The following is a 26,089-nucleotide window of genomic DNA, read 5'->3' as shown; positions in this document are numbered from 1 at the left end:
CCCGCCGCCCCCGCCGCCTTGTCACCGCGCTGGCCTGCCTCTGCGCGACCACCCTGTTCACGGCCTGCTCGGGCGCAGACGGGAAGGCGCCCGAGTCGTCCCCGTCTCCCGTGAAGCGGAACGACGGCGCGGTCAACCGGGACGACGTCAACGGCGACGGGCACGGCGACGTGGTCGTCAACGGCTGGTACAGGGCGACCAAGTCCGGGTTCGGAGGGTGGGACCGCAACTGCGTCGTGGCCCTCGCTGCCCCCGGCGGCCTCAAACCGGCCGAGGCGTTCCGCGTCGCGGATCCCTTGTCCGAGCTTGACCCCAGGATCTCCAAGGGGCCGATCGGATGGGACAGGTCGACGCAGTTCACCGGAGATCTGGATGACGACGGCTACGCCGACGTCGTGGTGGGCGACATGGTGCTCGACCCCAAGGGGGACAAGTACACGCGCGAGCAGCGCATCGTCTGGGGTGGCCCCGACCGCCCCGGGGCCGCCACCAAGCTGCCCGCCGACGTCGACCGGGCCACCGCCACCGGGGACTTCGACGGCGACGGCGCCCTCGACCTGCTGACCCTCGCCACACCTTCCTCCAGCGAATCCGCCGACGGGCCGCAGCCCGCCACGATCCTGTACGGCCCGCTCAGCCGCGACGGCGAGCCCCGCACCACCTCGGCCACCGACGTGGGCCACAAGGGCTGGGCGTCGGTGGCCCACACGGTCGTCGGCGACTTCGACGGCGACGGCCGGGACGACCTGGTGACGAAGGCCGAGTACGGCGAGGAGGACGCCCGCCTCGAGGACGACATGCCGGAAGACGTCATCGACGCCACGTTCTACCGGGGAACGGCCAACGGCCTGAAGCCCGCCGGATCCGTACCGGGCATCACGAGCACAGCCGGCTCCATCCCCATCGCCACCGGGGACTTCGACGGCGACGGCCACCAGGACATCCTCGCCCGCGGCCAGGGCGACGCCGGCAACCCGGGCGACGATCGGGCCGTTGCCGTCTACGGCAGCGGCAAGGGCCCTGGCCGCGGCAAGCCCCGAGCCGGCGGGCTCGGAAACCTGAAGGTCGGCTACGGCGTCGCGGTCGGCGACGCCAACGGCGACGGCCACGACGACATCGCGACCACCTCCCGTGGCGACGACCGCCGCATCGGCCAGGTGACGGTGGTGCTCGGCGGCAAGGACGGACTCAGCGCGTCCCGTAACACCACGATCGACCGCTACTCGATCGGCCTCAACGGCTCCCCGCAGCGCCCGGGAGACCGGGACGAGTTCGGCTGGGACCTGTACCTCGCCGACCTCGACACCGACGGCCGTGACGAACTGCTCATCGGCACGTTCGGCTTCAACAAGCCCCGCAAGGACGCCGGCTACTGGATCCTGCGCGGCACAAAGGACGGCCCGTCCAACACGGACCGCCACTTCGTCAAATCCAAGGACTTCAGCAAGACCTGACCACTCCCGTCTGGCCGAGGGCGGTGTACTCAGCCGACGGCTGAGCCAGCTCGGGATGCTCCACCGTGTACCGCTCTCCGTGAATGGCCAGCATCGCCCAGTGCCACGCCTCGTCATGGAAGACAAGGCCGCGGTACGCCGCGTCGCTCGGCTCGTAGGGGTAACACGCCAAGGCCGCCGCCCAGGACTCTGCCAGCGTCAGATCGCCGTGCCGCCGCATGACCCACGCGTAGCAACGCCGCTCGACCTGCAGATACTCCAGGTACTCCGCCTCGCTCCAGGTCATGTGCCGAGCCTAAGGGGGTCTGCCACGCAGCCCGGCCCGGGCTAGCCCCATCGCCCCCAAGAGAACCCAGGAAGCCACTCAGGGGCCCGACCCATCCCCGCGGATCAGGCCCCTGCCCTGGCATTTCAGCTGTCGGGGTGGCGGGATTTGAACCCACGGCCTCTTCGTCCCGAATAGCGCGCGGAATGATCGCTGACCAGCGAGGCTCGGTTCCCTCGCAGGTCAGAGGGTTGGTATCCGCTGCTCTCCGGGACTGCCATGCGGCACGCTCTTCTTGATCCACTCCTCGTTCAGTCCCCGGGGGTGGCCCCGTTCGGGCGAGGTCCGGACCTCTGTTGCGACGGCCGTAGGCCTAGCGTCGGATGCCCTCAGATCTGGAAGCGCGCCTTGATCGGATAGTGGTCCGACCGCCCCGCGTCGGCCGTCACGTCGCACGACACGGTTGCGGCGGATGGGCCGAACAGGTAGTCGATCTTGATGCTCCGGCCATCCAACGGCTTCGTGTCCCGACCGTCACGCGGCCGCGCGTTTGACCGCCCCTCGTCGCACTCCTTGTCCGCTGCGTAGGCGGACGTCATGACGTCCTTGGGATTGTCCGGCGAGGCGGAGTCCGGCGGGATGGAGTTGAAGCCGCCGCCGTAGACGGTCCGGTAGCCGGCCGGGGTGTACGAACGGACGATCTCCTGCAGTTTCGCGGCTTGTTCCTTGCGCTTCTTCCCCTCCGGACTTGGGTCGTCCTTCGGCGCGCCGGCGCTGAAGTGGGCCGTGCAGAACTGCAGGGCCTGGGTCAGGAGAACAGCACATACGGCGGTGCCCTCCCGGTGGTCCTCTGTCCGCTGAAGTCTCGGCAACGCACGTACCGCGAAGATGAGACAACGACCTCGAGGTCACGCGCTTCATCAACGGCGGCCGCCCCACAAGCCGGGAGGCGATCGAGACAAGAACCCTCCCGAGGCCCCTGCACGGCTACCGGTGCTGGAGGGCCCGCGGCCACTGGGCCGCACAGGAGAAGCACGCCGGTACATTCCTGGGCTGGTTCGAGTTCCGGCCCTTGGAGGAGGACCGCCCCTGCCGTGGTCGACCTCGGCTACCTGGTTGAACCAGGTGGCATGGGGGCGCGGTTACGCCACCGGGAGTCCCAGGCCCTGGTCCACAAGGGTTCACGGACCTGGAGGTCGAGCGGGTCACCGCCAACACCATGGCCGTCAACACCCGCTCCCGTCGCGTCATGGAAAAGTCGGGCCTGTCCTTCATCCGGAGATTCACCAGCGACTGGCCGGAGCAGATTGAGGGCTCCGAGCACGGTGAAGTCGAGTACGAACTCTCCCGGGCCGAGTGGGGGCAGTCTCGCCAGACGTCGACGGCCTGATGCGCAGTTCCGCACATGGACTCTCCGGTCGGCGCCAACAGCGCTGACTGAAGCTCCTGTGCCGGAATGAACGTGTCAGTGCTCCGCGCAGGCCGGGCATACGGCATCTACCAGGCCATGCGCAGTGCTGACATGGGGGCGGACCTCGCGCGGGCCTCGCTCGCGAGTATCCGCCGCCAGGCCGTCGGGCCGCACCCGTGGGTCGATTCCGACGGCGGGCGGACTCGCCTCAAGGCGAGGCCGGTGGCGTGGCCGGTGGCGAGGCCGATGTGGCTGCGCGGCGGTATTCGGCGTTCATGCGCTGTGCCTCTTCGAGCTGGTCTTCGAGGACGATGATGCGGCAGGCGGCCTCGATGGGCGTGCCCTGGTCGACCAGTTCGCGGGCACGGGCGGCGATGCGCAGCTGGTAGCGGGAGTAGCGGCGGTGGCCGCCCTCCGAGCGCAGTGGGGTGATGAGGCGGGCCTCGCCGATGGCGCGGAGGAATCCTTGTGTAGTGCCGAGCATTTCGGCGGCCCTGCCCATGGTGTAGGCGGGGTAGTCGTCGTCGTCGAGACGGCCGTACGAGTCATCTGCTGTCATTTGCACCTCTCTGGGAAACGCGTCGAGGGGCCCTGGCGCCGTAACGGCACCAGGGCCCCGAAGGAACTACTACACCACCTGCCGGCCCTGATACTGCGCCGGCCTTCTGTGTCCGCGTACCCGACCTGACTGCTGCCGGGACTGCGGGGATCGCGGTTGCTTGACCGGAGACCACCTCACTATCGATGTCCTGCGGTACCCGGACTCAGACTTCCGCCCGGGCGATCCTGATGGCGCGGGTTCCTCCGTTCTTCCTCGGTGATCAACTACTTACTACGGGTACTGCGTACTGCGGGTACTGCCGGTGATGCGAACTGCTCAGTGGCCTGTGGCAGCGCCACTCTTCGACAGCCAGCCCCGTTGCCCGTCCTGCGTCTGCTCTGGCTTGGAACCGCTGCCGAACTTCCCGGTGCGCGCGTCCGCAGCCGACGCCTTCACCAGGGGTACCGCTCACTGACTTCACTGCTGGGTACTGCGCACTGCACTCACGGGTACCGCACCTGCACATAACCGCGGTCCCGCTCACGGCGGCCCCTGATCACTGCGGGCCACCCGGTCCGGCCGCCAGTCCCGTCGCCGTCCTGCGAAAACCTTGGCTTCGGAACTCCACCGCCGCACCGTCCTGCGAACTGCAATCACTTGTCCTGCTGGTACCGCTTGCCCGGCAGTTCGTTTCTGCCGGGCCCTGTCTGTCTCTCTGGGTTACGAGAGAAACCATAGCCACGCCAGCGCCCAATGTCTACTCCAGCCGACACAGATTTTCGCATGCTCGGTGGCCAGGTAATCGACCTCGAACAGTGACGCGAAGGGCGGGCCGGGCGGTGGCGAGGGCTCGCGATGGGCGAGCAGGGCCGCTGCGAGGTTCCGGGTCAGGGCTGTGAGGTGTGGGAGCGGCGTTGGTCGCTTTCGTCGCGGAGGCCTTCGGTGCGACGGGTCAGGTCGCCGACGCGCGTGGCCAGGTCGGGTTGGAGGGCGGCGAGGTGGGCGTGGGTGCGTGCCAGCGGTTCGAGGAGCAGGGCGGGGTCGCTGTTCGCGAGGGCCGCGGACAGGTCGGCCTGTGCGTCCGGGGGCAGGGTGTCGAGGACGCTGATCTGTCCGGCGAGTTGACGCAGGTCGGCGGCGTTCGATCGGGCCCAGGCCACGACGGTGCGGTCGGCGGCGCGGCGGTCGCGGATCGTCTGGACGCGTTGCTCTCCGGTGGCGCCGGGGTTGCCGGGGCGTACGCGGAGGTAGCGGCGTTCGGCGGCCTGGCGGCTGGTGACGCCGAGGGGGTGGGCGAGGTCGGCCCAGCTGGCGCCGGCGTCCCGGGCGGTCTCGATGAGTCCGGGCGCCCATGCGGCGAGCTGTTCGCGCAGCTCACGCAGGAGGAGGGTGGTGAGCGCTTCCTCGCTGGAGCTGTGCGAAGGCGTGTCGGGGGTGGTCGCGGACCGGGCTGCCCGTACTGCTTCGTCGATCGCCGCCAGGGCGGCAAGGGCCGCGGGGAAGGCGACCGGTTGGTTGGCTCCTGTCACAGGATCACGCCCTCTTCGTCATGGCGATCTCCACCGGCATGACTCTTCAGACCGAGACCACGACAGCACCCGCCCACGGGAGCCTCACCACCGCGGCGCCCTACGCCCAGATGCTCGAGCGCGTGCGCTACGAGGGCGCCCACCCGACCCTCGAACGCGCCGACGAAGCCGTCCGCCGCGTGCTCGCCGCGTTGGGACGACAGCTCGTCGGCGACGAACGCGTCGACCTCGCCGCCCGGCTCCCCGTCGAGGCCGCCCTCGTCCTCACCGCCCAGGTACCCGCCGTCACACCGCTCACCGGGTGGGAGTTCGTCAAGGACCTCGCCCAGCGCACCGACAGCACATCCGCAGCCACCCGCTGGAACGTCGGCGCCGTCCTCTCGGTCGTATCCCAGCTCGCCGGACCCGAACTCCTCGACCGCATCATCAACCAGCTCCCCTCCGGATACGCCCTCCTCTTCGGGAGAGCCGAACTCCACCAGCCACGGCGCAAGACCGCCTCCTCCTGACCCGTCCTCCGCATGTGCACCCCGACCTCGACGGCGGCACCGGAGGCTTCGGTGACGGCCCTTCTCGCCCGGTGGCACGACCGGTTGAGGGGACGACGGTACGAACCGTGAATAAGATCGGCTCTCATGTCGAAGCTTGACGAACTGCTCGTTGACGTTGCCACGCTGGTGGAGTCCGGGCAGAGCAATCAGATGTCCTTGACGGTGGTCACCGGTGGCGCTGTCATCACCGGTCGGCTGGCGCCCGAAGCGGTGTGGAGGCAGCGGGTCTCGGAGGTCCTGGCGGACTCCGCCCGCCTGGGAGAGTTCTCCGCCGTCTTCACCGCTGCGACACGGAGGGACGGGCCGCCCGCGTATCTGCACTTCCACATGGCGCGGATCCTTCACGGCACGGTGGGGATCCCGGAGACGGGCGGGATGTACCGCGTCTCGATCGCGGACGTCAGCGCCTGGACCATGGGCGACTTCAGCTACTCCGACAACTGACTTCGCGCCCTTGGGGAAGCCCATCCACCCAATAGGCGAGAGGGCCCGACCGGCGGGTGCCGGTCGGGCCCTCTCGGCGGCCCGAGTGTCAGCTCACGTTCGCCCGCGTGTCACGGTCAGGCCGCTGCCGGGGCGCCGAGCATCGCGGAGGCGTGCTGGAGGGCGTCGAGGCCGCGGGCGGGTGCGGTGTTCTGGGGGAGGCCGCGACAGGTGAAGCCGAGCTTGGTCATGGCGCGGAGGACTTCACCGGCGCTGAAGTCGCGGCGGTCCTGACGTGTGATGGCCTGACCGACCTGCTTGACGGGGTAGGCGCGGCGGCCGATGATCACGGACTCGCCGACGACTTCTTCGGGCTTCACGCCCCGCATGGTCTCCAGGACACCGCTCTTGGAGAGGTCGAACGGGAAGCGGGCGATGACACAGCGCACGATGCCTCACAGGGAGAGGAAGGGGATGGTTCCGCCGTGGTGAGGCGGTTCACGCGAGGACGAGGATGGGCGCGGGGGCGCCGTGGGCGTCGTCCTGCTCGCCCACGACGGACGGGGTGACGGTCCGGGGACGTACCGCCCGCCCGATCGTCAAGGCGGTGGCCGAGGTGAGCGGCCCGCCGTCGCCGGAGAGGTCGCGCAGCTGGAGCCGGTCCGTGTAGACGGCGCTGTCGCGGACGGCGGTGAGCTGGGCCCGGGTGACCAGGCCGGTGCACTGGCCGTCGTTGTCGCAGATGAGCAAGTGCCCGGTGCGGGCCGCGGCCATGACGGACAGGGCCACCTCGACGGTCATGTCGTCGCAGACCTGTAGTCCGGCCGTGTCCACGGCGTCGACCACCGTCCTGGGTACGAGGGTCGTGTCCGTCGAGCGGGGCTGCATCTGGACCAGCGTCACAACGTGCCTCCTGAGGAGATGGGTCAGCTTCCGGATCACGAGGCGCTCAGGCGGCCGCGCCGAGGACGGAACTCCGCCCGCCAGAGCGCCGGGCGGCCGAGGCGGGACCGCGCCGACCGCGCGAGGTCGTGCCGCGCTTGCGCTGCTCGGCGGGCGGCGCGGTGATCGTCACAGGAACGCCGGAGGGGGTCCGCGCGCCGGTGATCCGGGCGAGCGCCTCCTCGCCGGAGCGGACCTGGGTGGTCTCGGGCACGATCCCGGCGGCCGCCATGAGGCGGGTCATGTCGCGGCGCTGGTTGGCGGTGACCAGGGTGACGACGCTGCCGGACTCGCCGGCCCGCGCGGTGCGGCCGCCGCGGTGGAGGTAGTCCTTGCGGTCGGTCGGCGGGTCCACGTTGACAACGAGGTCGAGGTTGTCGACGTGGATGCCACGCGCGGCGACGTTCGTGGCGACCAGGGCGGTGACGTGCCCGGTCTTGAACCGGGCGAGGGTGCGGGTGCGCTGCGGCTGCGTCTTCCCGCCGTGCAGGGCGGCCGCCCGGACACCGGAGTTGAGGAGTTCCTTGGTGAGGCGGTCCACGGCGTGCTTGGTGTCCAGGAACATGATCACGCGGCCGTCGCGCGCCGCGATCTCCGTCGTCAGCCGCTGCTTGTCCGCGCCGTGCACATGCAGGACGTGGTGCTCCATCGTGGTGACCGCGCCCTGGGACGGGTCCACCGAGTGGACGACGGGATCGGTGAGGTAGCGGCGGACGAGCAGGTCGACGTTGCGGTCCAAAGTCGCGGAGAACAGCATCCGCTGCCCCTCGGGGCGGACCTGGTCCAGGAGCGCGGTGACCTGCGGCATGAAGCCCATGTCTGCCATCTGGTCGGCCTCGTCCAGGACGGTGATCGCCACCTGGTTCAGCCGGCAGTCGCCGCGATCGATGAGGTCCTTGAGGCGGCCGGGGGTGGCCACGACGACCTCGACGCCGCTTCGCAGCGCGTTCGCCTGCCGGCCGATCGGCATGCCGCCGACGACGGTGGCCAGGCGCAGCTTCACGGCGCGGGCATACGGGGTGAGCGCGTCGGTGACCTGCTGGGCCAGTTCCCGGGTGGGGACCAGGACCAGCGCCAGCGGCTGCCGGGGCTCGGCGAGCTGCCCGGCGGTGCGGGCCAGCAGGGCCAGGCCGAAGGCCAGGGTCTTGCCCGAGCCGGTCCGGCCGCGGCCCAGGACGTCGCGGCCCGCCAGGGAGTTCGGCAGCGTCGCGCCCTGGATGGGGAACGGGACGGACACGCCCTGCGCGGAGAGCGCGGCCAGGAGGCGCCGGTCCAGGGCCAGGTCGGCGAATGCCTCGACGGCGGGCAACGCCGGAGTGATCGTCTTGGGCAGGGCGAACTCGCCCTGCACGGCGGCGGGACGTCTGCCGTTTCCGCCCGACCGGCTCGGAGCTCCCGAGCGACTCGGCGTGGACGAACCCGAGCGACCGCCCCGGCCCGTTCCGGCGGAGGAGTCGTACGTGTGGCCGCTGTTGCGGCGTGTGCGGGAAGAACGGCTGTTCGTGCGCGTGGGGTTCATTGAGAACCTTCCTTTGATACGGCGCGTATCGAGGAATTCCCGCATGAAGAAGCAGCGTGGGGAATCACAGGCACGGGCCGAATGAAATACGAAAGCAGGCAGCTTGGCTCACGACAAGGAATTGTCGGCACGAGCTGGCGTGAAAAATGCGAGAGATGCAGGTGTGGGTGAGAACCCTGAGAAATGCATGCAGCTGGGGCCCGCACCCCGAGGGATGCGGGCCCCAGCTACGTATTACGCGTCAGCGTCAGGCGGCAACGATGTTCTCGGCCGTCGGGCCCTTCTGGCCCTGCGCGATGTCGAAGGAGACCTTCTGGCCCTCCTGGAGCTCGCGGAAGCCCTGGGCGGCGATGTTCGAGAAGTGGGCGAACACGTCAGGGCCGCCACCGTCCTGCTCGATGAAGCCGAAACCCTTTTCCGCGTTGAACCACTTCACAGTGCCAGCAGCCATGTCATATCTCCTTAGGGCAGTACACCGGCATCCGTACCGTACGGATGCCGTGTCGCCGCGATGATGCCCCGCCCGGAAAATGACCGGAAATACAAAGCGCTTCCGTACGGCATGCGGCCGACGGGAGGCGCTTGAAGTTTTTGGGTACCAAAACTGCAACTGGGGTCGACAGTAGCACGTAACCGTATCCAGCGTGCGTCGAATACTTCCCCTGTACGTCGCTGACAAAAAGCCTCTACGTGATGGCTGCTAAAACCTCAGGCCGCGAACACAGGTATTCATGCACTCCGAATGCGGCGTTTCGGAATCGAGGCGGTCAACCACTGCGGCGTCAGCAGGCCATCGGAACCCGCGTATGCGGGGCCCAGCCCGGCCAGTCCTCTTCCTGCACTCCCGCCGAGGCGTCCTCGACGGCGCGTGGTGGCCCCGCTCCCGGGACGCCGCGACCGAGCTGCCCGAACTGATCCGGGCGCTCACCACGCACCTCGGCCCCGTCACACGCGTCGGCCTGGACACGGACGCCTGGGACGAGGTTCCGACACGTGTGGTCGTCGACGATCGGGTCGTGCGCCTCGACTCCTTCCCCGTAGCCTTGTAGGCGATCGGGCTTGCAGTACGGCGTCCACGGGCATGGCGTCCTCTTCGGCAGGGGGTGCCGGCCTGTGCGGCCGACCCGCTGGACGCTATGAGTGGGAGACGGGCGGGCGCGTCCGGCGCCCGGGCCATTTCCGGTCCTGCGCCGGAAGGACCCTGCATCGGGGTCCTCCGTGAGATGTAGACGAGGGAAGTACGACGTCGCACGGTGACCGCCCGCGGGGACGACGAGGGCGGGGAAGGGGCGAGGCGACAATGGGACGGTGAAGAACGCATCGGCCACACCGGCACGCCACTGGCTGCGGACCGGGTTCGTGACGCTGACACGCCCCAGCGGCCCGCTGCCCCTGCCGACCCGACGCAACCGTCTTCGACGGGCTCCTCGCGCTGACCGCGGTCGTGATCGGGGTCAATGACGCACTCAGCGTCGGCACGGGCACGACGTACGTCCTCGTCGATGGAGCGCTGGAGGCACGTCCGGAAGGGGCGAGCACCTGGTTGGGCGCGGTCGGCCCGATGCTGCTCGCGACGGTGCCGCTAGCACTGCGCCGCCGGTACCCGCTGGCCGTGCTGTGGGTCGTGATGGCGGCGTCGCTGCTGGCCCCGGACAGCCTGGCACGGTCCGTCTTCTACGTATTCGTGATCGCCACGTACAGTGCGGTCGCCTACAGCCCGTACAGGACGCTGGCCGTGGCGAGCGTTCCTATGGCGCTGTTCGTGATCAGCATTCCGCAAGGCAACCCGGACCTGCCCACGGTCCCCACCGAGTACGTACCGGCCCTCATCCTGGTGCCTCTGGCCATGGCTGCGTACGGCATGCGGACGTGGCGGCTGCGCGCCGACGAACGGCAGGAGCTGATGGCGGAGTTGGAACGGCAGCGGGCGGAGGAGCTGCGGCGTGCCGCCGAGCGTGAGCGCTCCCGTATCGCACGTGACCTGCACGATGTCGTCACGCACCACGTCAGCATGATGACGATCCAGGCCGGCGGCGCCCGCAAGATGCTGGACATCGACCCCGACGACACCCGCGAGGCACTGCTCGCCATCGAAGCGGGCGGGCGCGCGGCGATGGCGGAACTGCGGTACGCCATGGGGCTGCTCACCATGAACACCGAGGATGCCGCCGACCTCGGCATCGCCGCGAACCTCGCGCCGCAGCCCGGCCTCGACCAGCTGCCCGCCTTGGTCGGGCGGGTGCGCGACATCGGCGTGAGCGTCGACTACACCGTGGCCGGCGAGCCGTGCGACGTGCCCCCGGGAGTTGGCCTGACCGCCTACCGCATCGTCCAGGAAGCCCTGACCAACACGGTCAAGCACGCGGCTGGTGCGCAAGCGACCGCCCTCCTCGCCTACGACGACGACCATCTCCGCGTCGAGATCACCGACACCGGAGGAACCCCGAGCGCATCCGCCGCGACCGGCAACGGACACGGCCTCATCGGCCTGCGCGAACGCCTCACCGTCTACGGCGGAACCCTGGAAACAGGCCCGCGTCCCGACGGCGGCTTCCGCGTCGCCGCCCTGATCCCCCTGGAGACAGCCCTGTGACCGACCGCCCGCTGCGTGTCGTGGTCGGTGAAGACTGTGACTGTCGGGGAAGTCGGGTCATGGCAGAGCAGAGTCGGGAGTTCGAGCCGGAGGTCCGTGAGGGCGCGGTCCTGGTGCTCCCAGGGGACCGTGCCGATGCGGTCTTCACCACCCACCACGTGACCGGAGGGCAAGCCCTGTTACCTCAGCGCTGACGACAGCGGCGGTCACATGTCCCGCTTGGCGGACAGCATCGAGGCGGTACAGCTCGAGACGGCGGCCGAGCGGCCGGCCGGGACGATCGTCTCGTGCAGGACCCGCGTCCGGGTGAGCCTTGCGCACGGTGACCTCGCGAAGCGCGGTCGGCATTGGCACTGCATGCGATCAAGCGTGCGATCAATTACTGATTATAGTTAGTCTAACTTGACTTATGCTAGGTACCACTGCTGTCGTGGGTGCATGACACGACCTGCGGACCTCTTCGACCGGATCACCGAGTGGGCCGACCTGGAGCGCTTCGTCACCTCGCCCGCACCCGGGCTGCGGATCGGGATCCTCTATGGCCGCCGCCGCACCGGAAAGAGCTTTCTGCTGCGCCGCCTGTGCCGGGAGCACGGAGGGCGGTACCACATGGCCCAGGAGGAGGAGCCGCTTCCCGCGCTCCAACGGTTCGCTGACGCGGTCGGGGCGGGGCGCGGACTCGAGGCGGGCCAGTTGCGCTTCCGGGACTGGGACGAGGGACTCCGTACCGCGCTGCGCCCGCTCCCCGCTGGCGGTGCCCAGGCCACGCCGCTCCTGGTAATCGACGAGCTTCCCTATCTGCTTGCGCATGGACTCGGCGCCCAGATCCCTTCTGCTCTCCAGGCCCTGGTGGACGAGAGCAGGGACGCTCCGGAATCAATGAGTGGCCGGGTGATCCTGTGCGGATCCGCGCTCGCGGTGATGTCGGATCTGCTCTCGGGAGCCAGGGCCCTGCGAGGCCGCGCCGAACTCGATCTGCTCCTCAAGCCCTTCGACTACCGCACCTCCGCCTCGTACTACGGGATCGAGGACACCGACACCGCTTTCCGTATGTACGCCTGCTTCGGCGGCACCCCCGGCTACCGCGACCTGCTCGGTGGCGCCTCTCCGCAGACCCGTTCCGATCTCGACGAACTGCTGCTCTCCACCGTCTTCAACCCCAGCCACGCACTTTTCGGGGAGGCCGGATACCTGCTGCGGGAGGACCCGCGGATCCAGGACCGGGCGCTGTACCTGTCGGTCCTCGGTGCGGTCGCGGCAGGCGCGACGACCCCCTCCAAGGTCGCCGCCGCGATCGGCCGCGACCAGCGCAGCCTGCACCACGCGCTCGATGTCCTGATCACCTCGGGCTTCCTGGTGAAGGACGAGGACCTGCTGCTTCAGCGTCGTCCCGTACTGCGCCTCGCTGATCCGGTGGTACGCCTGCACCAACTGGTCACCGTGCCTCGTATGGCAGCCTTCGAGGAACGCAAGGCAGCCCCGGCCTGGCAGGCCGCCGCGCCCACCGTCAGCGCCCAGATCCTCGGCCCGTCCTTCGAGCAGCTGGCCCGCGAATGGACGGCCCGGCATGCCGCGGAGCGTACGAAGGGCGGCCCGACCGGCGAGGTCGGCAGCACCGTGGTGAACGACAGCGCGGGCCGAGCACAACACGAACTCGACGTTGTGGCCCTCGCCGAAGGGGAGCGCCGACAGGCTGGTGCCCCAGTCATCCGGGCGATGGGCGAGGCCAAGTCGTCCGACCGTGCCCGCACCCTGTCCGACCTCGAACGCCTCGACCGGATCAGGGAGTTGTTGGTGGCCCGCGGAGTTCCGGCTGCTGGAGCCAGACTTCTTCTTTTCGGCCGCTCAGGCTTCGATCTGAATCTGACTGAGGCCGCGAGGGGACGTCCGGACGTGGAGCTGGTGGATCTGGAGCGTGTCTGGCACGGGGAATGATGCGAGGACCGGAGAAGGAGGGGGAGCTGTTCCGGGATGTGAACCCACGACCTCTTCGTCCCGAATGAGGTTCGGTTGCTGATCTTGCCTGCACGGATGGCATTTCCCCTGGTCAGGGGCATGGTATCGATCGGTCTCGCTTGGTTCGGACGGGGCTTCGGGGGGCAGGTTGGCTCCCAAACGGCTCCCACTTCGTCGAGGTCACGGGTGCGCGCCGGGATCCACGTCCTTCAGCCGTTCGATTGCCAGTGTCAGTGTGGCCGCGAAGCCGTCGAGTTGATCTGTGGGCAGATCCGCGAACAGCAGGGTTGCCAGCTCGTCGCGCCCTCCGCGGTCTCGCTCCCCGCACCCGCCTGGCCGTGTGGCCGGACCTGTCCTCCGACATCGCTGCCGTCCTCGGAGCACTCCCTGCCGAGGGCCTCGTCGAGGGTGTCTGGCAGGGCGAGGACGGCGGGATCCACAGCGCCGTCGCTGACGAAGGCGAGTTCCCGGAGCTGGCTGCTCGGATAGCCGGTGCCGACGCTGCAGCGCTTCTGTCCGTGTACGCCGGTGATCGTGTCCCTCTGCTCTCCGCTGTCGTGCCTGACAATGACGGCGTGGTGCGGGCCCGCTGGCAGGCCGAGCGATCCCTCGGCGACTTGGCCCAGGGGGGTCGGTCCGTACAACCCCCTCAGGGGCCAGAGCGAGCGGCTGGACTCCCAGAGTTCCAGACTAGGGCTGGGGGATCGGCCCGGCCGTGCGTACGTCCAGGGGGACGCCGCCGATGCGGTAGCCCTGTTCGTCGAGAAGATGGCCGCTGAGCTTCAGCGGCCACAGTGCCACGGCCCGGTCGGTGATCTCCAGGCCGGGAACGCGCTGGGCGAGTCGTACCTCGAAGCGCTGTACGTCGGTGAGGGACTTCACCCAGGCGATGATGAGGACGTTGTTCCGGCCGGTGACGCCGGCGCACAGCCGTACCTCCCGGGTGCCGGTGACACCACGGGACACGCGTTCCAGCTGCCCCGCGGCCGCGCGCCCCCATTGGATCACCGTGATCGGCCACTCCGACAGGGGGCGTGCGACCTCGCAGCGGGTCTGGAGCATTCCGGCGGCGAACAGCCGGCCGAGCCGTCGGCGGACCGTGTCCGGACTCGCCCCGCAGGCGTCGGCGAGCGCGCGGTAGGTGGCGCGGCCGTTCATGGAAAGGGCGGCGATGAGGGCGTGGTCCAGGTCGGTGAGCGGAAGGACGGGGGCCTCGGTGCGGGCAGTGTCGGTGTCGGCGAGGCGGGCGATCTGGGTGCTGTCGAGGGCGCGCAGTCGCCAGCGGCTGCCCTCTGTGTAGACGGTGCTGGCGAGGTGGGTGCGGCTGGCGACGACGCCCGGCATCGCGCCGATACCGCGGGTCACCCAGTGAGTGAGTGCCGCGAGGTTCGGGGCCATCACAGTGAGCAACAGGTCGCGGTCTCCGCTGACGTGTTCGACGGCAGAGACGTGGGGCAGCTGGGCGAGGGCCTGGGCCACGGTCAGCAGGCTGCCGCTGGCGCAATCCACCTCGACGAACGCGAGTAGCCCCTGTCCCGCCGAGGCGAGGGCGGGCGACGGGGAGCAGCTGATCCAGGCGGCGCCGGCTTCGGTGAGCCGGTGCCAGCGGCGGGCCACGGTCACGGCGTCGAGGCCGAGTACGGCGCCGATCTCGTTCCACCCGGCCCGCGGGGCAATCTGCAGTGCGTGCACCAGGGCCTGGTCGACGTCGTCGAGCGCCCGTACCACACCGTGCGCGGAATGCTGCGTCATTCTATGCCCCTTGCGTGTTTCCTGCGATTCAGAGCTAGCGGGATGGCGAGTACTTCAGTCTTGCCCCACCGAAGGCCGGAACCGTACCAGGAGGTTGACGCAGCATGTCCGTACTGGAACGCGCCAGGGAACTCCAGCCCGATCTCGTGCGGTTGCGCCGCTCGCTGCACCGCGAGCCGGAGCTCGGTCTGCGGCTGCCGCGTACGCAGGAGAAAGTCCTCGCCGCGCTCGACGGTCTCCCTCTCGACATCACGCTCGGCCGGGAGCTGACCTCCGTCACAGCCGTGCTGCGCGGTGGCCGTCCCGGCGGGGCGGTCCTGCTGCGGGGCGACATGGACGCACTGCCGGTGGACGAACTCACCGGGGTGGAGTACGCCTCCGAGGTGCCGGGCCGGATGCACGGCTGCGGGCACGATCTGCACACCGCCGGACTCGTCGGCGCGGCGACGCTGCTCGCGGACCGCCGGGAGAGCCTCCAGGGCGACGTGGTGTTCATGTTCCAGCCGGGTGAGGAGGGGCACAACGGCGCGGGCGCCATGATCGACGAGGGTGTCCTGGACGCGGCAGGCAAGCCGCTCGACGCGGCCTTCGCGCTCCACGTGTCGGCCAATCGCCTGCCGGGCGGCTGGGTCGCGTCCCGGCCCGGCACCGTCATGACCGCGTCCGATGTCCTGCGGGTGACGGTGCGGGGGGAGGGAGGGCACGGTTCGGCTCCGCACCACGCCAAGGACCCGGTACCCGCGGTCTGCGAGATGGTGACCGCGCTGCAGAACTGGGTGACGCGCACCTTCGACATCTTCGACCCGGTGGTGGTGACCGTCGGACAGTTGCACGCCGGTACGCAGCAGAACGTCATCCCGGACACGGCCGAGTTCCAGGCGACCGTACGCAGTTACTCGGAGGCCAACCACGAGCGGCTGGCCCAGGGGCTGCCGCGGCTGGTGCGCGGGATCGCGGCCGCACACGGCCTGGAGGCGGAGGTGGAGTACGAGATGCTCTACCCGGTCACGGTCAACGAGCCGGTCGCGACGGAGTTCGCCCTGGAGACGGCGCGCGACCTGTTCGGCGCGGGCGAGGTGTGGCACGCCCCGCAGCCCGCCAACGGTTCGGAGGACTTCTCCCTGGTCCTGAACGAGGTGCCCGGCGCGATGCTGATGGTCGGCGCGGCACCCGAGGGCGTGGACGTGGAAAAGGCGCCGCAGAACCACTCTCCGCGGGCCATGTTCGACGACCGGGTGCTCCACCGCCAGGCCGCGCTGCTCGCCGAGCTCGCGGAGCGGCGGCTCGCCGCAGGGGCGTCCGCATGAGAGCGCCTGGCGGGACGGAGGAGGTGGCGGCGCCCCGGGTCACCGCCGTCGTGGGTCTGCTGGTCGTCTTCGAGCTGGTCAGTGGCTTCCTCCAGGGGTCGGGCCCGGCGCTGGTGCCCGCCGTGCAGGACTGGCAGTCCATCAGCGCGTCGCAGGCGCAGTGGTACATGGCGGTCCAGTTCCTGGCCGCTGCGGTGGCGGCGCCGGTGTTCGGGCGCCTCGGCGATCTGTACGGGCACCGTCGACTGGTCCGGATCGCGCTGGTCTGTATCGCGGCGGGCGCCGTCCTGGTGGCCCTCGCACCGAATCTGACGGTACTGCTGGTGGGCCGTGCCCTGATGGGCCCCCTGGCGGCGCTGCTGCCCCTGGAGATCGGTCTCGTACGGGACCGGCTCGACCTCGAGGGCGCGCGGCGGGCGGTAGCGCTTCTCGTCGGCGCGCTCACCCTCGGCGGGCTCCTCGGCCACGGCCTGGCGGGCCCCCTGCTCGAACTCACCGGCGGAGTTCAGGCGACGCTCCGCGTCCTCGCCGCGATCGCGTGCGCCTGTGTGGCCTTCTCGTACTACGCGATCCCCGAGTCCCGGACGCGCGCGCCCGGCCGCATGGACTGGACCGGGGCACTCCTGCTCGGCCTGGCGCTGCTGCTGTTCCTCGGCACGACGGCGCGCGGCCAGGCGTGGGGCTGGACCTCGCCGCTCACCCTGGGCGGCCTCGTTCTGTCCCTGTCCCTGCTCGCCTGGTGGGTCCGGCTCGAACGGGACCGGCCGCACGCCCTGGTCGACGTCCGGGCAGTGGCCCACCCCCGGTCCGCGCCGTACTACGTCTCCGGTTTCGCCTTCGGCGCCGTGATGCTGGGCGGGCAGGCGGTCGCCATCTCGTTCATCGCCGCGTCGACGGACGACGAGGGGTACGGGTTCGGGCTCACGGCCTGGGAGATCAGCGCGTGGGGCGCGGTGCCCCATGTCCTGGCCTTCGCCGGGGCGAGTCTCGTGGCCCGAGTGGCGGCCCGCACCGGCTACCCGCGCCTCCTGTTGCTCGCCTTCGCGCTGATGGCCGCCGGCAACGTGGGGCTGATCGCCGGCCACACCACGCTGCCGCTGTTCGCCCTGGCTTCCTCCGTTTCCGGCTTCGGCATGGGCTTGGCCTTGGGCGGCATGCCCACACTGATCGCGGAGCGCAGCACCCCGGACCGCACGGCGAGTGCGACCGCCGTCTACAACAACCTCAAGACCCTGGGCGGCAGCCTCGCGGGCGCGGGCTCGGCCGTCGTCCTCGGCACCCTGGTCGTCAGGGATACGGACGTCCCAGCGCTCTCCGCCTATCTGACGATCTGGGGACTGGGTGCGCTGCTGTGCGTGGGCGCGCTCATACTCCAAGTCCTGACGGACCATCAGACGGATGCTCCGGGTGCGGCGAAGAATCGCCGCTCAGATACTCGTACACACAGCGACGCGGGCACGTCAGCCGGAGCGTAGCGGGCGATACCGGAGATCCGTCCCGGCGGCTGGACGAACAGCTGCCGGGTCAACATCAGCGGCGGCCCGACGACCACTGGGGGCAGAGCGAGGCCAACCTCACCTCGCCGTGCACCATCCCGCCAGGACGTGGCCGGGTTCATGATGCGCTGGGAGATGCCGCTCGTCGTCAACGGCGAATTGCACTCGCGCCTGACGTGCGGCGCGTACCGCGACTGGATCGTCTTCTGCATGCGTGACGATTCGGTGTGGCTGCGTTGCAGGGCTGGCCACCGAGAGCAGGAACCGCGACTCGATGCGGCTTCACCCCACGTTGGAGGATGGCCTGCGCTACCTCGGTCACTGACCTCCTGCGCGGCCACTGATCCCAGCCGTTCAGGGAGACTTCCGGGCCTCCGCCGAGGTAGCGGTGGAGGGCGCCCGTAGTGGTGTCCACGAATTCCGTGGGGATGGCGTCGGCACCGATCCAGCGGATCTGGGCGTGCTTGCGCGGCTCGCGGTTCTAGGGCTCTCCGGTCCATTCACGGGCAACGAAGACGACGGTCAGGAAGCCGTTGGGGGCTTCAACTCCCCATGCCCCGTAGATGACGTGGGGGACCTTGAGGGACTCGGCCTTTACCGTCAGACCGGTTTCCTCGTAGAGCTCGCGCACGGCGGTTTCGGTGATCGGCTCGCCGGGTTCGCTCTTGCAGACAGGCAGGTCCCACATGTCCTGGGCGAACTTCGCGTTCTCGCTGCGCTGGAGGAGCACGACGCGGTTGCTGGTCTGGTCGTGGACGATGACGGCGGCGGCCAGCAAGGTCATGGATTCAACTGCGGGCTTGAGGGCTTTCGGCTGGTCGTCGGTGGTCGGTTGAGCCACTGTGCGTCCCTTCGTCGGCATACTCGTCGGCCCTGCCATGCGGGCGCTTCGCCTGCGCGGCAGGGGTGGCTGCCGTGCTGTCCTGTCCCCTCCAGAGTGCGGTCAACGCAAGGCGCGCAGTGACGACTGGTTGGAGCGCGGGCTTAAGGGGCGTGACGAGAAGGGCACCATCGGCAAGAACCGCTCGATGGCGAACAAGCACCTGATCCCGTTCATCGGCAAGGCCAAGCTGAAGGAACTCAGCGCCGACGATGTCGACGACTGGTTGGACGACAGGGCTGAATTCCTCGCGACACGAAGCCTGCGTGACCTGCTCGCCATCCTGCGCCGCTCCATCGCGCACGCTCAGCGCAGGGACAAGGCAGCGCGGAACGTCGCCCTACTCGTCACCGCACCGGAGGGGCGCCCCGGCCGTCCGAGCAAGGCACTGAACTTGGCGCAGGCGAAAGCCGTGCTGATCGCCGCCCGCCCGTCACGGTTGTACGCCTACCTTGTGCTCTCGCTCCTCAGCGGCGTACGCACGGAAGAGGCGCGACCTCTCACCTGGGACCACGTGTTCCTGGAGACGCAAGACGGCATCCCGTCGCACGTCGCGGTGTGGCGCTCAGTGCGCAAGCACGGCGAGACCAAGACCAGGAAGAGCCGCCGGACCATCGCTCTGCCGAAGCAGGTGGTCGACGTCCTCGAAGAGCACATGCGATGGCAGAAGCAGGAGCGGGCAGCGAGAGGGATGGAGTGGGGCCCGACCGGCCGCGTCTTCACCACCCGGAGCGGTGAGCCGCTCGACGCGGCCAACGTCCGGCGCGGCTTCAAGGCCATCGTGAAGAAAGCCGGGCTGAAGCCGGAGTGGACCCCGCGAGAGCTTCGGCACAGCTTCGTGTCCTTGCTCTCCGACCACGGCATCCCTCTGGAGGCCATCGCTCTGTTGGTCGGTCACAGCAGTCAGGCCACCACTGAGGCGGTCTACCGGAAACAGCTTCGGCCCGTGATCACGAAGGGTGCCGAAGCGATGGACGACATCTTCGCCGAAGACCAGGAAGAGGGCGACGCGGTGGCCTGATCAAATTCGTTTGGCCCCCTGTTTGGCCCCCCGAACACGACAGAGGCCCATTCGCGATCAAGCGAATGGGCCTCTGACCAGCGTCGGGGTGGCGGGATTTGAACCCACGACCTCTTCGTCCCGAANCCAGGAAGAGGGCGACGCGGTGGCCTGATCAAATTCGTTTGGCCCCCTGTTTGGCCCCCCGAACACGACAGAGGCCCATTCGCGATCAAGCGAATGGGCCTCTGACCAGCGTCGGGGTGGCGGGATTTGAACCCACGACCTCTTCGTCCCGAATGAGGTCCGGGTGGGATCGACACTGGCCTGCTTGCTGTTCCCACACGTCAGGGCATTGGGGCCGGTGGGTCCCGCGTGGTGTTGGGAGGGTTGGGGGAGCGGGGCGGCTCCCAACGGCTCCCAGGGAGACTTCCGGCGTCGGCTATCGGTCGAGGAGTTGCCTCACGGCACTCTGGAACTCACGGTCCGCCGGTGCAGCGGTCGCCGCCCGTCTGTCGCGGGCGCGGCTTGGAGGACGTAGCCGACCTTTCGCTTCAGGGAGCACAGGGTGTTGCTCGTCATCGGATGGGGCGGCGACCGGTGCGCTGGGACCAGCGCACGACGATGAGGCCCAACGCGACCACGAGGACCACGATGCCGATGATCAGCAGGTAGCCCAGCCCTTCCGCCGCCACGCCGATGATTCCCAGCACAACGGCGACCAGAACGAGGAACAGCAGGAGAGCCATGACCCGAACACCTCCTTCGGGCTGAGCGCGGCCGGTCAGCGGCGGGCGAGCTGCCGCTCGCCGTCTGCGCCCGGCTGGTAGGTCATGTCGTAGTACTGGAAGATCGCTTCCTCCGCCTCCGCGGGCAGGATGTCGTCCATGCCGATCGAGGGCGCCTTCTTCACCCGTGCCTTGGCGTAGGACACCTTCACGTAATCAGGCCCGAGGACCGCCTCGTGAAGGGGCACGAAGGCCAGGTGGTGGCGGGTGGGGAGTCCGGTGCGGACCGTGGCCATGGCTGGTTCGTCGGTGGCGGTGTCCACGTAGATCGCTTCGAGCACGCCGATCTTGTGGCCCTTCGGGTCGACGACGTTGTGGTTGCGCCACTCGCGGATATCGGCTGAGTGGATCATGCCCATTCCTTCCGAGCGGTGGGCCCCCCGCTCGGGGGCCTGTTTCCGCGGCCGAGCGGACGTCTTATGGGCTGTGGCGCCAACGGCGGTGACAACGACTCCGGCGCAAACACGCCGGAGTCGCCCTTCCGGGCGGTTGCACGTGAGAGTGAACCAACCCACAGTCGATATTACCGTGGATAGCACAGCTCGGACAGACATGTGCTGACCAGCGCATAAGCCGAACTTCTCGCAGTGAGGGCGAGCCGTAGTTCCTCCGTCTGTGTTTCGGTGTCCGGGTCCTGCCAGAAGATGCCGACGGTGTCTTCCACCACTTCGCGTGGGGTCTCGACGGAGATGCTGAGGGCTCGTTGGACGCGGAGCGCATCGGGGCCCGTCGGGATCACGTGACGACGGGTGTGCGGGAACGGCCTCGCTCGTGACGCGACGGGTTCCGGCACCGATGCGAGCGGGGTGCGCCCTCCGGGAGCGCGCTGGCGGTGCGACGCTGCCGGGGGCAGGGGCGGCATGTCGCACGCTAGCCCTTGCGGCAGTTCCCCGACAGGTGTCAAGCAGCCATCCATGCCGGGCAGGGCGCGCTGACGTCGCCCGGTATCCGCGGCCCTTGGACAGGACTACGCTGCGGAGCGAGGCCCCGGCTTCGATGCTGTGTCCCGCTCGCGGGAGGCCCACCGTGGATCTCCCGGTACTGGCGCAACGCGTGCCGGAGTTCGGCGGACTGTGTTCCGGAGTCCCGCTCCGCCCAGTCGGCGCGGAGGAGACGCCGCCGCTGCGCGAGGGCGTTCACGAGCTGGGTGGTGGATTCGTCATAGGCGCTCTCGGCCTCTCCCAGCACCTGGCGCTGGGCCTGGGGCTCGCCTTCGGGCCGCGCCCGCGAGCCGCCTGGAAGGTCACCCGGCTCAGCGGGCGGCTGTCACGCGCTGGCCGCTGCCTGCTCCTTGGCACGTGCGGCGTGGTGACTCTCCGCCATGCGGCATCCGCTCGCGAGCTGCGTCGGCAGGCTGGTCGGCAGGCACGTGAGACGGCCTATCCATGCGGTAGTCGAACGTCGTCGAATCGGCACTGCCTTCCGGCCATTTCCGTCTGGTCTGTCCCGGCATGTCCTCGCAGACCACCGCACTGGGCGGATACGCGCTCGCCAGATGCCGCAGACCGCGTGTGGCGGGATGCGCCTCCTTGCCGCGCGTCTGTTCACACAGTCGTGGTTACGTTGGCTCAGCCGGGCCCGGGACGACTCGACGTACGCAGCACCCGTAGTGCTGCGCCACGAGAGGAATCCGTGCATGCCTGAGTTATCGGCCCTCGCAAGCAGGCTGCTGAACGCGGCCTCCTGGCTGACCAGCCCGCACACCCCGGACGACTACCTCGGGTTGATCGATCCTCTCCTCGGCGCTCGCTTCCCAGCGGGGCGGGTGACAGCGGTGAGTCCGGAGGCTCCGGGTGCCGTCACGCTCACTCTCCGGCCCGGCCGGGGCTGGTCGGGACACCGCCCTGGGCAGTACCTCCCGGTCGGCGTCGAGATGGCCGGCGTATGGCACTGGCGCACGTACTCCCTCACCTCGGCGCCGGGCCGGGAGGACGGGCTCCTGACGATCACCGTCAAGATCGCGCCTGACGGCAGAGTGTCCCCGCAGTTGGTCCGCCGGACTCCTCCCGGGACGGTCCTTCGACTTGGCCCGACGCAAGGGGAGTTCGTCCTTCCGGACCACCTTCCGTCCCGCATCCTGTGGGTGACCGCCGGCAGCGGTATCACCCCGGTCATGGGCATGCTCCGTACGCTCATGCACCGGCGGCCCCCGCACCCCGACGTCGTCTTGGTGCACAGCGCGCCCAGTGCTCGGGACAGCATCTTCGGTCCCGAGCTGCGCATGGCCGGGCGGCGGTTGGCCTGGCTGGACTATCGCGAACACCACACCCGGCCGCACGGCAGGCTTGCCCCGGATGACCTGGGTCGGCTCTGTCCTGACTGGCGGGAGCGTGAGACCTGGGCCTGTGGGCCGGTCGGCCTGCTCGACGCAGTGGAATGCCACTGGGCCCGGGCGGGGCTCGGCGAGCGGCTCCATGTGGAGCGTTTCCGGCTGGATCCGGTCCTGTCGCCGGATCGCGATGCCACTTCCGGTGGCCCGGTGCTCTTCACCCGTACAGGTACTGAGGTCACCGCGGACGCGACCACCCCGCTTCTCGTCGTGGGCGAGTCGGCGGGGGTGGCGATGCCGTACGGATGCCGACGCGGTATCTGCTTCGGCTGCCTCACGCCACTGGCGTACGGCCATGTGCGCGACCTGCGCACCGGTGAAGTCCACGACCGGACCGGCCAGATGATCCAGACCTGCGTGTCGGGGGCGGCCGGACCGCTGACCCTCGATGCCTAGCCACTCAAGGAGTCCCCCATGACCGTCGCCTCTCGCGCCACCACTGAGGCAGAGTTCGATAAGGAGCTCGGCGAGGAGCTCGACCGCATCCGCTCCGAAATCATCGCCGCGCGCGGTGCCGACGACGCCCGCTATGTCCGTACCATGATCGCCGCCCAGCGTGGCCTGGAGACGGGAGGCCGGGTCGCCCTGGCCGTCTCCCTGTTTCCGCCCGCCTGGGCTGTGGGAACCGCCATGCTCTCCGTCGCCAAGATCCTGGAGAACATGGAACTGGGCCACAACATCCTGCACGGCCAGTGGGACTGGATGGGCGACCCAGCGATCCACTCCACCACCTGGGAATGGGACTTCCTCACCCCCGCTGAGGCGTGGAAGCACACCCACAATCACCTGCACCACACCTGGACCAATGTCGTGGACCGCGACCGGGACCTCGGATACGTCGTCTTCCGGATGAGCGCCGACCAGCACTGGAACCCGCGGCATCTCGCCCAGCCGCTCTACAACTTCGTGCTCGCGCCGCTCTTCGAGTGGGGCATCGCGCTCTACGATCTGGAGCCCGATGCCGTCGCCGCCGGCCGCAAACCGTGGAGTTCCTTCGCGGCCGACCTCACCGGGTTCCTCACCAAGGCCACCCGCCAACTCGCCAAGGACTATGTGCTCTTCCCGTTGCTCGCGGGTCCCTCCGCCCTACCCTGCCTGCTGGGCAACCTCACCGCCAACACCGTGCGCAACCTCTGGTCGCACACCATCATCTTCTGCGGCCACTTCCCCGGCGACGTCCAGACCTTCACCGAGGACCACATCGAGGACGAGACGCGTGGTCAGTGGTATCTCCGGCAGATCCAGGGCTCGGCCAACATCGAGGGCGGCCCGCTCTTTCACATCCTCAGCGGAAACCTCGGTCACCAGATCGAGCACCACGCTTTCCCCGACTTGCCGAGCAACCGCTATGCCGAGATCGCCCCACGGGTGCGGGAACTCTGCGAGAAGTACGACATCCCGTACGTCACCGGCCCGTTGTGGCGGCAGTACGTCTCGACCTGGGGGCGCATCCTGCGCTTCGCGGTGCCGAGCCGCTGAACTGTCGACGCAGTGTTGTTCGGATCAGACCTCGCGGACGACGAGGGCGGCGGCCCGCTCGGATGTGATCCGGCGGGGCCGGATGTCGAGGACGTCGACGGCGTCGAGCCGGTGGCCGTCCGGGGTTCTCTCCGCGGCTTCCCGGGAGCCGGATCTCAGAGTTGGCTCCCAAGGGGGCGTCCCAAACGAGTCAGGGGCCCGACCCGCTAAGCGGATCAGGCCCCTGACCTGGTGTTTCAGCTGTCGGGGTGGCGGGATTTGAACCCACGACCTCTTCGTCCCGAATCTTTGGCGGGCGGTTGCTGAGGTCGGCTGGTCATGTCAGACGGGTGCTGAGAATCAAGAGCGAGGGCTGACGGTCGCTGGGGTTGCTGTACTTCTGTGCCGTACCGCAGACGAGCTACTGCCCGTAAATCTGCACCTTCCATCCCTCGGGAACCTGGCGGGGCTCGTACTCCGGCGGCAAGATCTCGTGGAGGTAGTACCGGCCTGGCGGCAGGGCCGGCACGGAATGTGATCCAGAACCGCTGTCCAACCAGCGTCGAAACGCCGCTCTGCGCCGGAAGGCCCCGGCTACCACGCGATGACCGCGGCACGACGACCACAGAGCGGCGGTCACCGTGCCGCCGACAGCTGCCGAGAAACGGCTGGCTCGGCGATGTCCCCGATGTCCCGGCGACGTACGCGATGTGCCCCGGTCCGAGATCCCCCTCCGCCTCTGTTCCTCTCGCTTGCGACGAACGCCCTTGGCATTCGGTGCACTTGATCACCCGGTGTCAGTCGGTATCGTGCATCGTCCCGCAGCTGTTCCGATCTTGGCGGGGGACCGAGAGGGAGGGCGGGTTGGTGTTCGCAGAGCTGGAGGCGGGGGACCCACGTCAGTTGGGCCGGTACCGGATCGTGGCGCGGCTCGGCGCGGGCGGGATGGGCCAGGTCTTTCTGGGGCGTTCGCCTGGAGGCCGGTCCGTGGCGGTGAAGGTGGTGCGCGCGGAACTCGCCGAGGACACCGGCTTCCGGCAGCGGTTCGCCCGGGAGGTGGCGACGGCCCGTCGGGTCACCGGGGTCTTCACTGCCGCGGTGGCCGATGCCGACCTGGAGGGGTCTCCCGCGTGGCTGGCCACCGAGTACGTACCGGGGATGTCCCTGGGAGAGGCTATAGCGCAGCACGGCGCATGGCCCGAGACGGCCGTGCTGGCGCTGGGGGCGGGTCTTGCCGAGGCGCTGGAGGCCATCCATGACGCCGGGGTCGTGCACCGGGATCTGAAGCCGTCGAACGTGCTGCTGGCGTCGGACGGCCCGAGGGTGATCGATTTCGGGATCTCGATGGCGGACGAGGTGAGTGCGCTCACCCAGACCGGCATGGTCGTCGGGACTCCTGGGTTCATGTCCCCGGAGCAGCTGGCGACGGGTGGGCGGGTCGGCCCGGCGAGCGATGTGTTCTCGCTGGGGGCGGTGCTGGCCTTCGCCGCGACCGGCTCGGGTCCGTTCGGAACCGGGGCGCCCCACGCTCTGCACTACCGCATCGTCCACGAGGCGCCCGACCTGAGCGGGCTGCCCCCGGTGCTCAGCGCGGTGGTGCCGAGATGCCTGGCCAAGGAACCGCAGGAGCGGCCCGCCGTGGCCGCGCTGCTGGAGGAACTGGCTGAGGCACTCCGGGGCGAGGGGCAGGAGGCGCCCCGGCCGCACACCGAGCATGGCTGGCTGCCCCGGCCCGTGGCGTTGGCGCTCCAGGAGCACATCCGCACCGGGGCCGGCCAGCCTTCGGAGCAGCGGGCGGACGAGGCCGGTTCCGGCAGTGACCCGGTCGCCCACCAGGCCGCCACCCGTACTGGCAGAGCACCCGGACCGGCCCCGGCCCACCCGCCGACCGCCCT

The 26,089-nt window shown here is 69.4% G+C and carries 24 protein-coding genes and 3 pseudogenes; 14 read left to right on the top strand and 13 right to left on the bottom strand.

Annotated features, from left to right (window positions below; genetic code table 11):
* Nucleotides 1-29 precede the first annotated feature (29 nt).
* Nucleotides 30-1,454, top strand: coding sequence for an FG-GAP repeat domain-containing protein (locus U9R90_RS15535; RefSeq protein WP_411057754.1), 1,425 nt, complete (start codon nt 30-32; stop codon nt 1,452-1,454).
* On the opposite strand, the gene U9R90_RS15530 is transcribed toward U9R90_RS15535, so the two are convergent.
* Entirely contained in the window at nt 1,441-1,740 is a 300-nt protein-coding gene (locus tag U9R90_RS15530; RefSeq protein ID WP_411057025.1) for a hypothetical protein, read from the bottom strand. The two genes, U9R90_RS15535 and U9R90_RS15530, sit on opposite strands and share 14 nt — an antisense overlap.
* A 368-nt stretch (nt 1,741-2,108) precedes the next feature.
* On the bottom strand, nt 2,109-2,591 hold the full coding sequence (locus tag U9R90_RS15525) for a hypothetical protein (protein ID WP_411057023.1): 483 nt from the start codon (nt 2,589-2,591) through the stop codon (nt 2,109-2,111).
* 20 nt (nt 2,592-2,611) lie between these two features.
* On the opposite strand from U9R90_RS15525, the pseudogene U9R90_RS15520 reads away from it, so the two are divergent.
* A pseudogene (locus tag U9R90_RS15520) lies at nt 2,612-3,109 on the top strand (GNAT family N-acetyltransferase); the annotation flags it as partial.
* A 229-nt stretch (nt 3,110-3,338) separates the two neighbouring features.
* Here the strand turns inward: U9R90_RS15520 and U9R90_RS15515 are convergent.
* Together U9R90_RS15515 and U9R90_RS15510 are read right to left on the bottom strand one after the other, a co-directional pair.
* Entirely contained in the window at nt 3,339-3,689 is a 351-nt protein-coding gene (locus U9R90_RS15515; protein WP_411057022.1) for a MerR family transcriptional regulator, read from the bottom strand.
* 869 nt (nt 3,690-4,558) lie between these two features.
* The gene (locus U9R90_RS15510; RefSeq protein WP_411057021.1) at nt 4,559-5,200 is read right to left on the bottom strand and encodes a type III effector protein; all 642 of its coding nucleotides are present in this window, start codon (nt 5,198-5,200) and stop codon (nt 4,559-4,561) included.
* Between the two features lie 38 nt (nt 5,201-5,238).
* Between U9R90_RS15510 and U9R90_RS15505 the strand changes: the two genes are divergently transcribed.
* Both U9R90_RS15505 and U9R90_RS15500 read left to right on the top strand, forming a co-directional pair.
* On the top strand, nt 5,239-5,709 hold the full coding sequence (locus U9R90_RS15505; protein ID WP_411057020.1) for a DUF2267 domain-containing protein: 471 nt from the start codon (nt 5,239-5,241) through the stop codon (nt 5,707-5,709).
* A gap of 126 nt (nt 5,710-5,835) precedes the next feature.
* Nucleotides 5,836-6,195: a hypothetical protein gene (locus tag U9R90_RS15500; RefSeq protein ID WP_411057019.1), complete on the top strand. Its 360-nt coding sequence runs from the start codon at nt 5,836-5,838 to the stop codon at nt 6,193-6,195.
* A gap of 116 nt (nt 6,196-6,311) precedes the next feature.
* Here the strand turns inward: U9R90_RS15500 and U9R90_RS15495 are convergent, their stop codons facing one another.
* From U9R90_RS15495 to U9R90_RS15480, 4 genes are all read right to left on the bottom strand, one after another.
* A complete protein-coding gene (locus tag U9R90_RS15495) occupies nt 6,312-6,623 on the bottom strand; it encodes an SCO5918 family protein (protein ID WP_411057018.1) in 312 nt (103 codons plus the stop codon).
* A 49-nt stretch (nt 6,624-6,672) separates the two neighbouring features.
* Nucleotides 6,673-7,077, bottom strand: a complete 405-nt coding sequence (locus tag U9R90_RS15490; protein ID WP_411057017.1) for a CBS domain-containing protein — start codon at nt 7,075-7,077, stop codon at nt 6,673-6,675.
* A 46-nt stretch (nt 7,078-7,123) separates the two neighbouring features.
* Nucleotides 7,124-8,635, bottom strand: a complete 1,512-nt coding sequence (locus U9R90_RS15485; RefSeq protein WP_411057016.1) for a DEAD/DEAH box helicase — start codon at nt 8,633-8,635, stop codon at nt 7,124-7,126.
* Nucleotides 8,636-8,882: 247 nt separating this feature from the next.
* Nucleotides 8,883-9,086, bottom strand: a complete 204-nt coding sequence (locus U9R90_RS15480) for a cold-shock protein (RefSeq protein WP_356603469.1) — start codon at nt 9,084-9,086, stop codon at nt 8,883-8,885.
* Nucleotides 9,087-9,474: 388 nt separating this feature from the next.
* Between U9R90_RS15480 and U9R90_RS15475 the strand changes: the two are divergent.
* The 4 genes and pseudogenes from U9R90_RS15475 to U9R90_RS15460 form a co-directional block, all read left to right on the top strand.
* A pseudogene (locus U9R90_RS15475) lies at nt 9,475-9,675 on the top strand (DUF5994 family protein); the annotation flags it as partial.
* Nucleotides 9,676-10,079: 404 nt separating this feature from the next.
* Complete coding sequence (locus U9R90_RS15470) at nt 10,080-11,228, top strand: sensor histidine kinase (protein WP_411057015.1); 1,149 nt, start codon at nt 10,080-10,082, stop codon at nt 11,226-11,228.
* 59 nt (nt 11,229-11,287) lie between these two features.
* The gene (locus tag U9R90_RS15465) at nt 11,288-11,422 is read left to right on the top strand and encodes a hypothetical protein (protein ID WP_411057014.1); all 135 of its coding nucleotides are present in this window, start codon (nt 11,288-11,290) and stop codon (nt 11,420-11,422) included.
* Nucleotides 11,423-11,666: 244 nt separating this feature from the next.
* Nucleotides 11,667-13,163: an AAA family ATPase gene (locus U9R90_RS15460; protein WP_411057013.1), complete on the top strand. Its 1,497-nt coding sequence runs from the start codon at nt 11,667-11,669 to the stop codon at nt 13,161-13,163.
* Nucleotides 13,164-13,414: 251 nt separating this feature from the next.
* Here U9R90_RS15460 and U9R90_RS15455 read toward each other — a convergent pair whose 3' ends face one another.
* Complete coding sequence (locus U9R90_RS15455) at nt 13,415-13,828, bottom strand: hypothetical protein (RefSeq protein ID WP_411057012.1); 414 nt, start codon at nt 13,826-13,828, stop codon at nt 13,415-13,417.
* 46 nt (nt 13,829-13,874) lie between these two features.
* Nucleotides 13,875-14,936 (bottom strand): Lrp/AsnC family transcriptional regulator, encoded by a 1,062-nt coding sequence (locus U9R90_RS15450; RefSeq protein WP_411057011.1) that lies wholly within the window; start codon nt 14,934-14,936, stop codon nt 13,875-13,877.
* Between the two features lie 104 nt (nt 14,937-15,040).
* Here U9R90_RS15450 and U9R90_RS15445 point away from each other — a divergent pair, with 104 nt between their 5' ends.
* The gene (locus U9R90_RS15445) at nt 15,041-16,243 is read left to right on the top strand and encodes a M20 metallopeptidase family protein (protein WP_411057010.1); all 1,203 of its coding nucleotides are present in this window, start codon (nt 15,041-15,043) and stop codon (nt 16,241-16,243) included.
* A complete protein-coding gene (locus U9R90_RS15440) occupies nt 16,240-17,718 on the top strand; it encodes an MFS transporter (RefSeq protein ID WP_411057009.1) in 1,479 nt (492 codons plus the stop codon). Before U9R90_RS15445 ends, U9R90_RS15440 begins: the two co-directional genes overlap by 4 nt.
* A gap of 367 nt (nt 17,719-18,085) precedes the next feature.
* Here the strand turns inward: U9R90_RS15440 and U9R90_RS15435 are convergent.
* Nucleotides 18,086-18,601, bottom strand: a pseudogene (locus U9R90_RS15435) (NUDIX domain-containing protein); the annotation flags it as partial.
* On the opposite strand from U9R90_RS15435, the gene xerC reads away from it, so the two are divergent.
* Nucleotides 18,582-19,640: a tyrosine recombinase XerC gene (gene xerC / locus U9R90_RS15430; protein WP_411057008.1), complete on the top strand. Its 1,059-nt coding sequence runs from the start codon at nt 18,582-18,584 to the stop codon at nt 19,638-19,640. The pseudogene U9R90_RS15435 and the gene xerC overlap by 20 nt on opposite strands.
* A gap of 557 nt (nt 19,641-20,197) precedes the next feature.
* On the opposite strand, the gene U9R90_RS15425 is transcribed toward xerC, so the two are convergent.
* Nucleotides 20,198-20,368 carry a hypothetical protein gene (locus tag U9R90_RS15425; protein ID WP_411057007.1) on the bottom strand — a complete coding sequence of 57 codons (171 nt, stop codon included), beginning with the start codon at nt 20,366-20,368 and terminating at the stop codon, nt 20,198-20,200.
* A gap of 35 nt (nt 20,369-20,403) precedes the next feature.
* On the bottom strand, nt 20,404-20,760 hold the full coding sequence (locus tag U9R90_RS15420; protein WP_411057006.1) for a PRC-barrel domain-containing protein: 357 nt from the start codon (nt 20,758-20,760) through the stop codon (nt 20,404-20,406).
* A 1,283-nt stretch (nt 20,761-22,043) separates the two neighbouring features.
* On the opposite strand from U9R90_RS15420, the gene U9R90_RS15415 reads away from it, so the two are divergent.
* The 3 genes from U9R90_RS15415 to U9R90_RS15405 form a co-directional block, all read left to right on the top strand.
* Nucleotides 22,044-23,132 carry a ferredoxin reductase gene (locus U9R90_RS15415; protein ID WP_411057005.1) on the top strand — a complete coding sequence of 363 codons (1,089 nt, stop codon included), beginning with the start codon at nt 22,044-22,046 and terminating at the stop codon, nt 23,130-23,132.
* An 18-nt stretch (nt 23,133-23,150) separates the two neighbouring features.
* A complete protein-coding gene (locus tag U9R90_RS15410; protein WP_411057004.1) occupies nt 23,151-24,215 on the top strand; it encodes a fatty acid desaturase family protein in 1,065 nt (354 codons plus the stop codon).
* Nucleotides 24,216-25,061: 846 nt separating this feature from the next.
* On the top strand, nt 25,062-26,089 hold a 1,028-nt coding region (locus tag U9R90_RS15405), incomplete at its 3' end, for a serine/threonine-protein kinase (protein ID WP_411057003.1).

This window comes from Streptomyces sp. E11-3, from assembly GCF_046540415.1.
In the GTDB taxonomy this organism is placed as follows: domain Bacteria; phylum Actinomycetota; class Actinomycetes; order Streptomycetales; family Streptomycetaceae; genus Streptomyces.
This window is presented reverse-complemented; position numbering and strand designations above follow the sequence as displayed.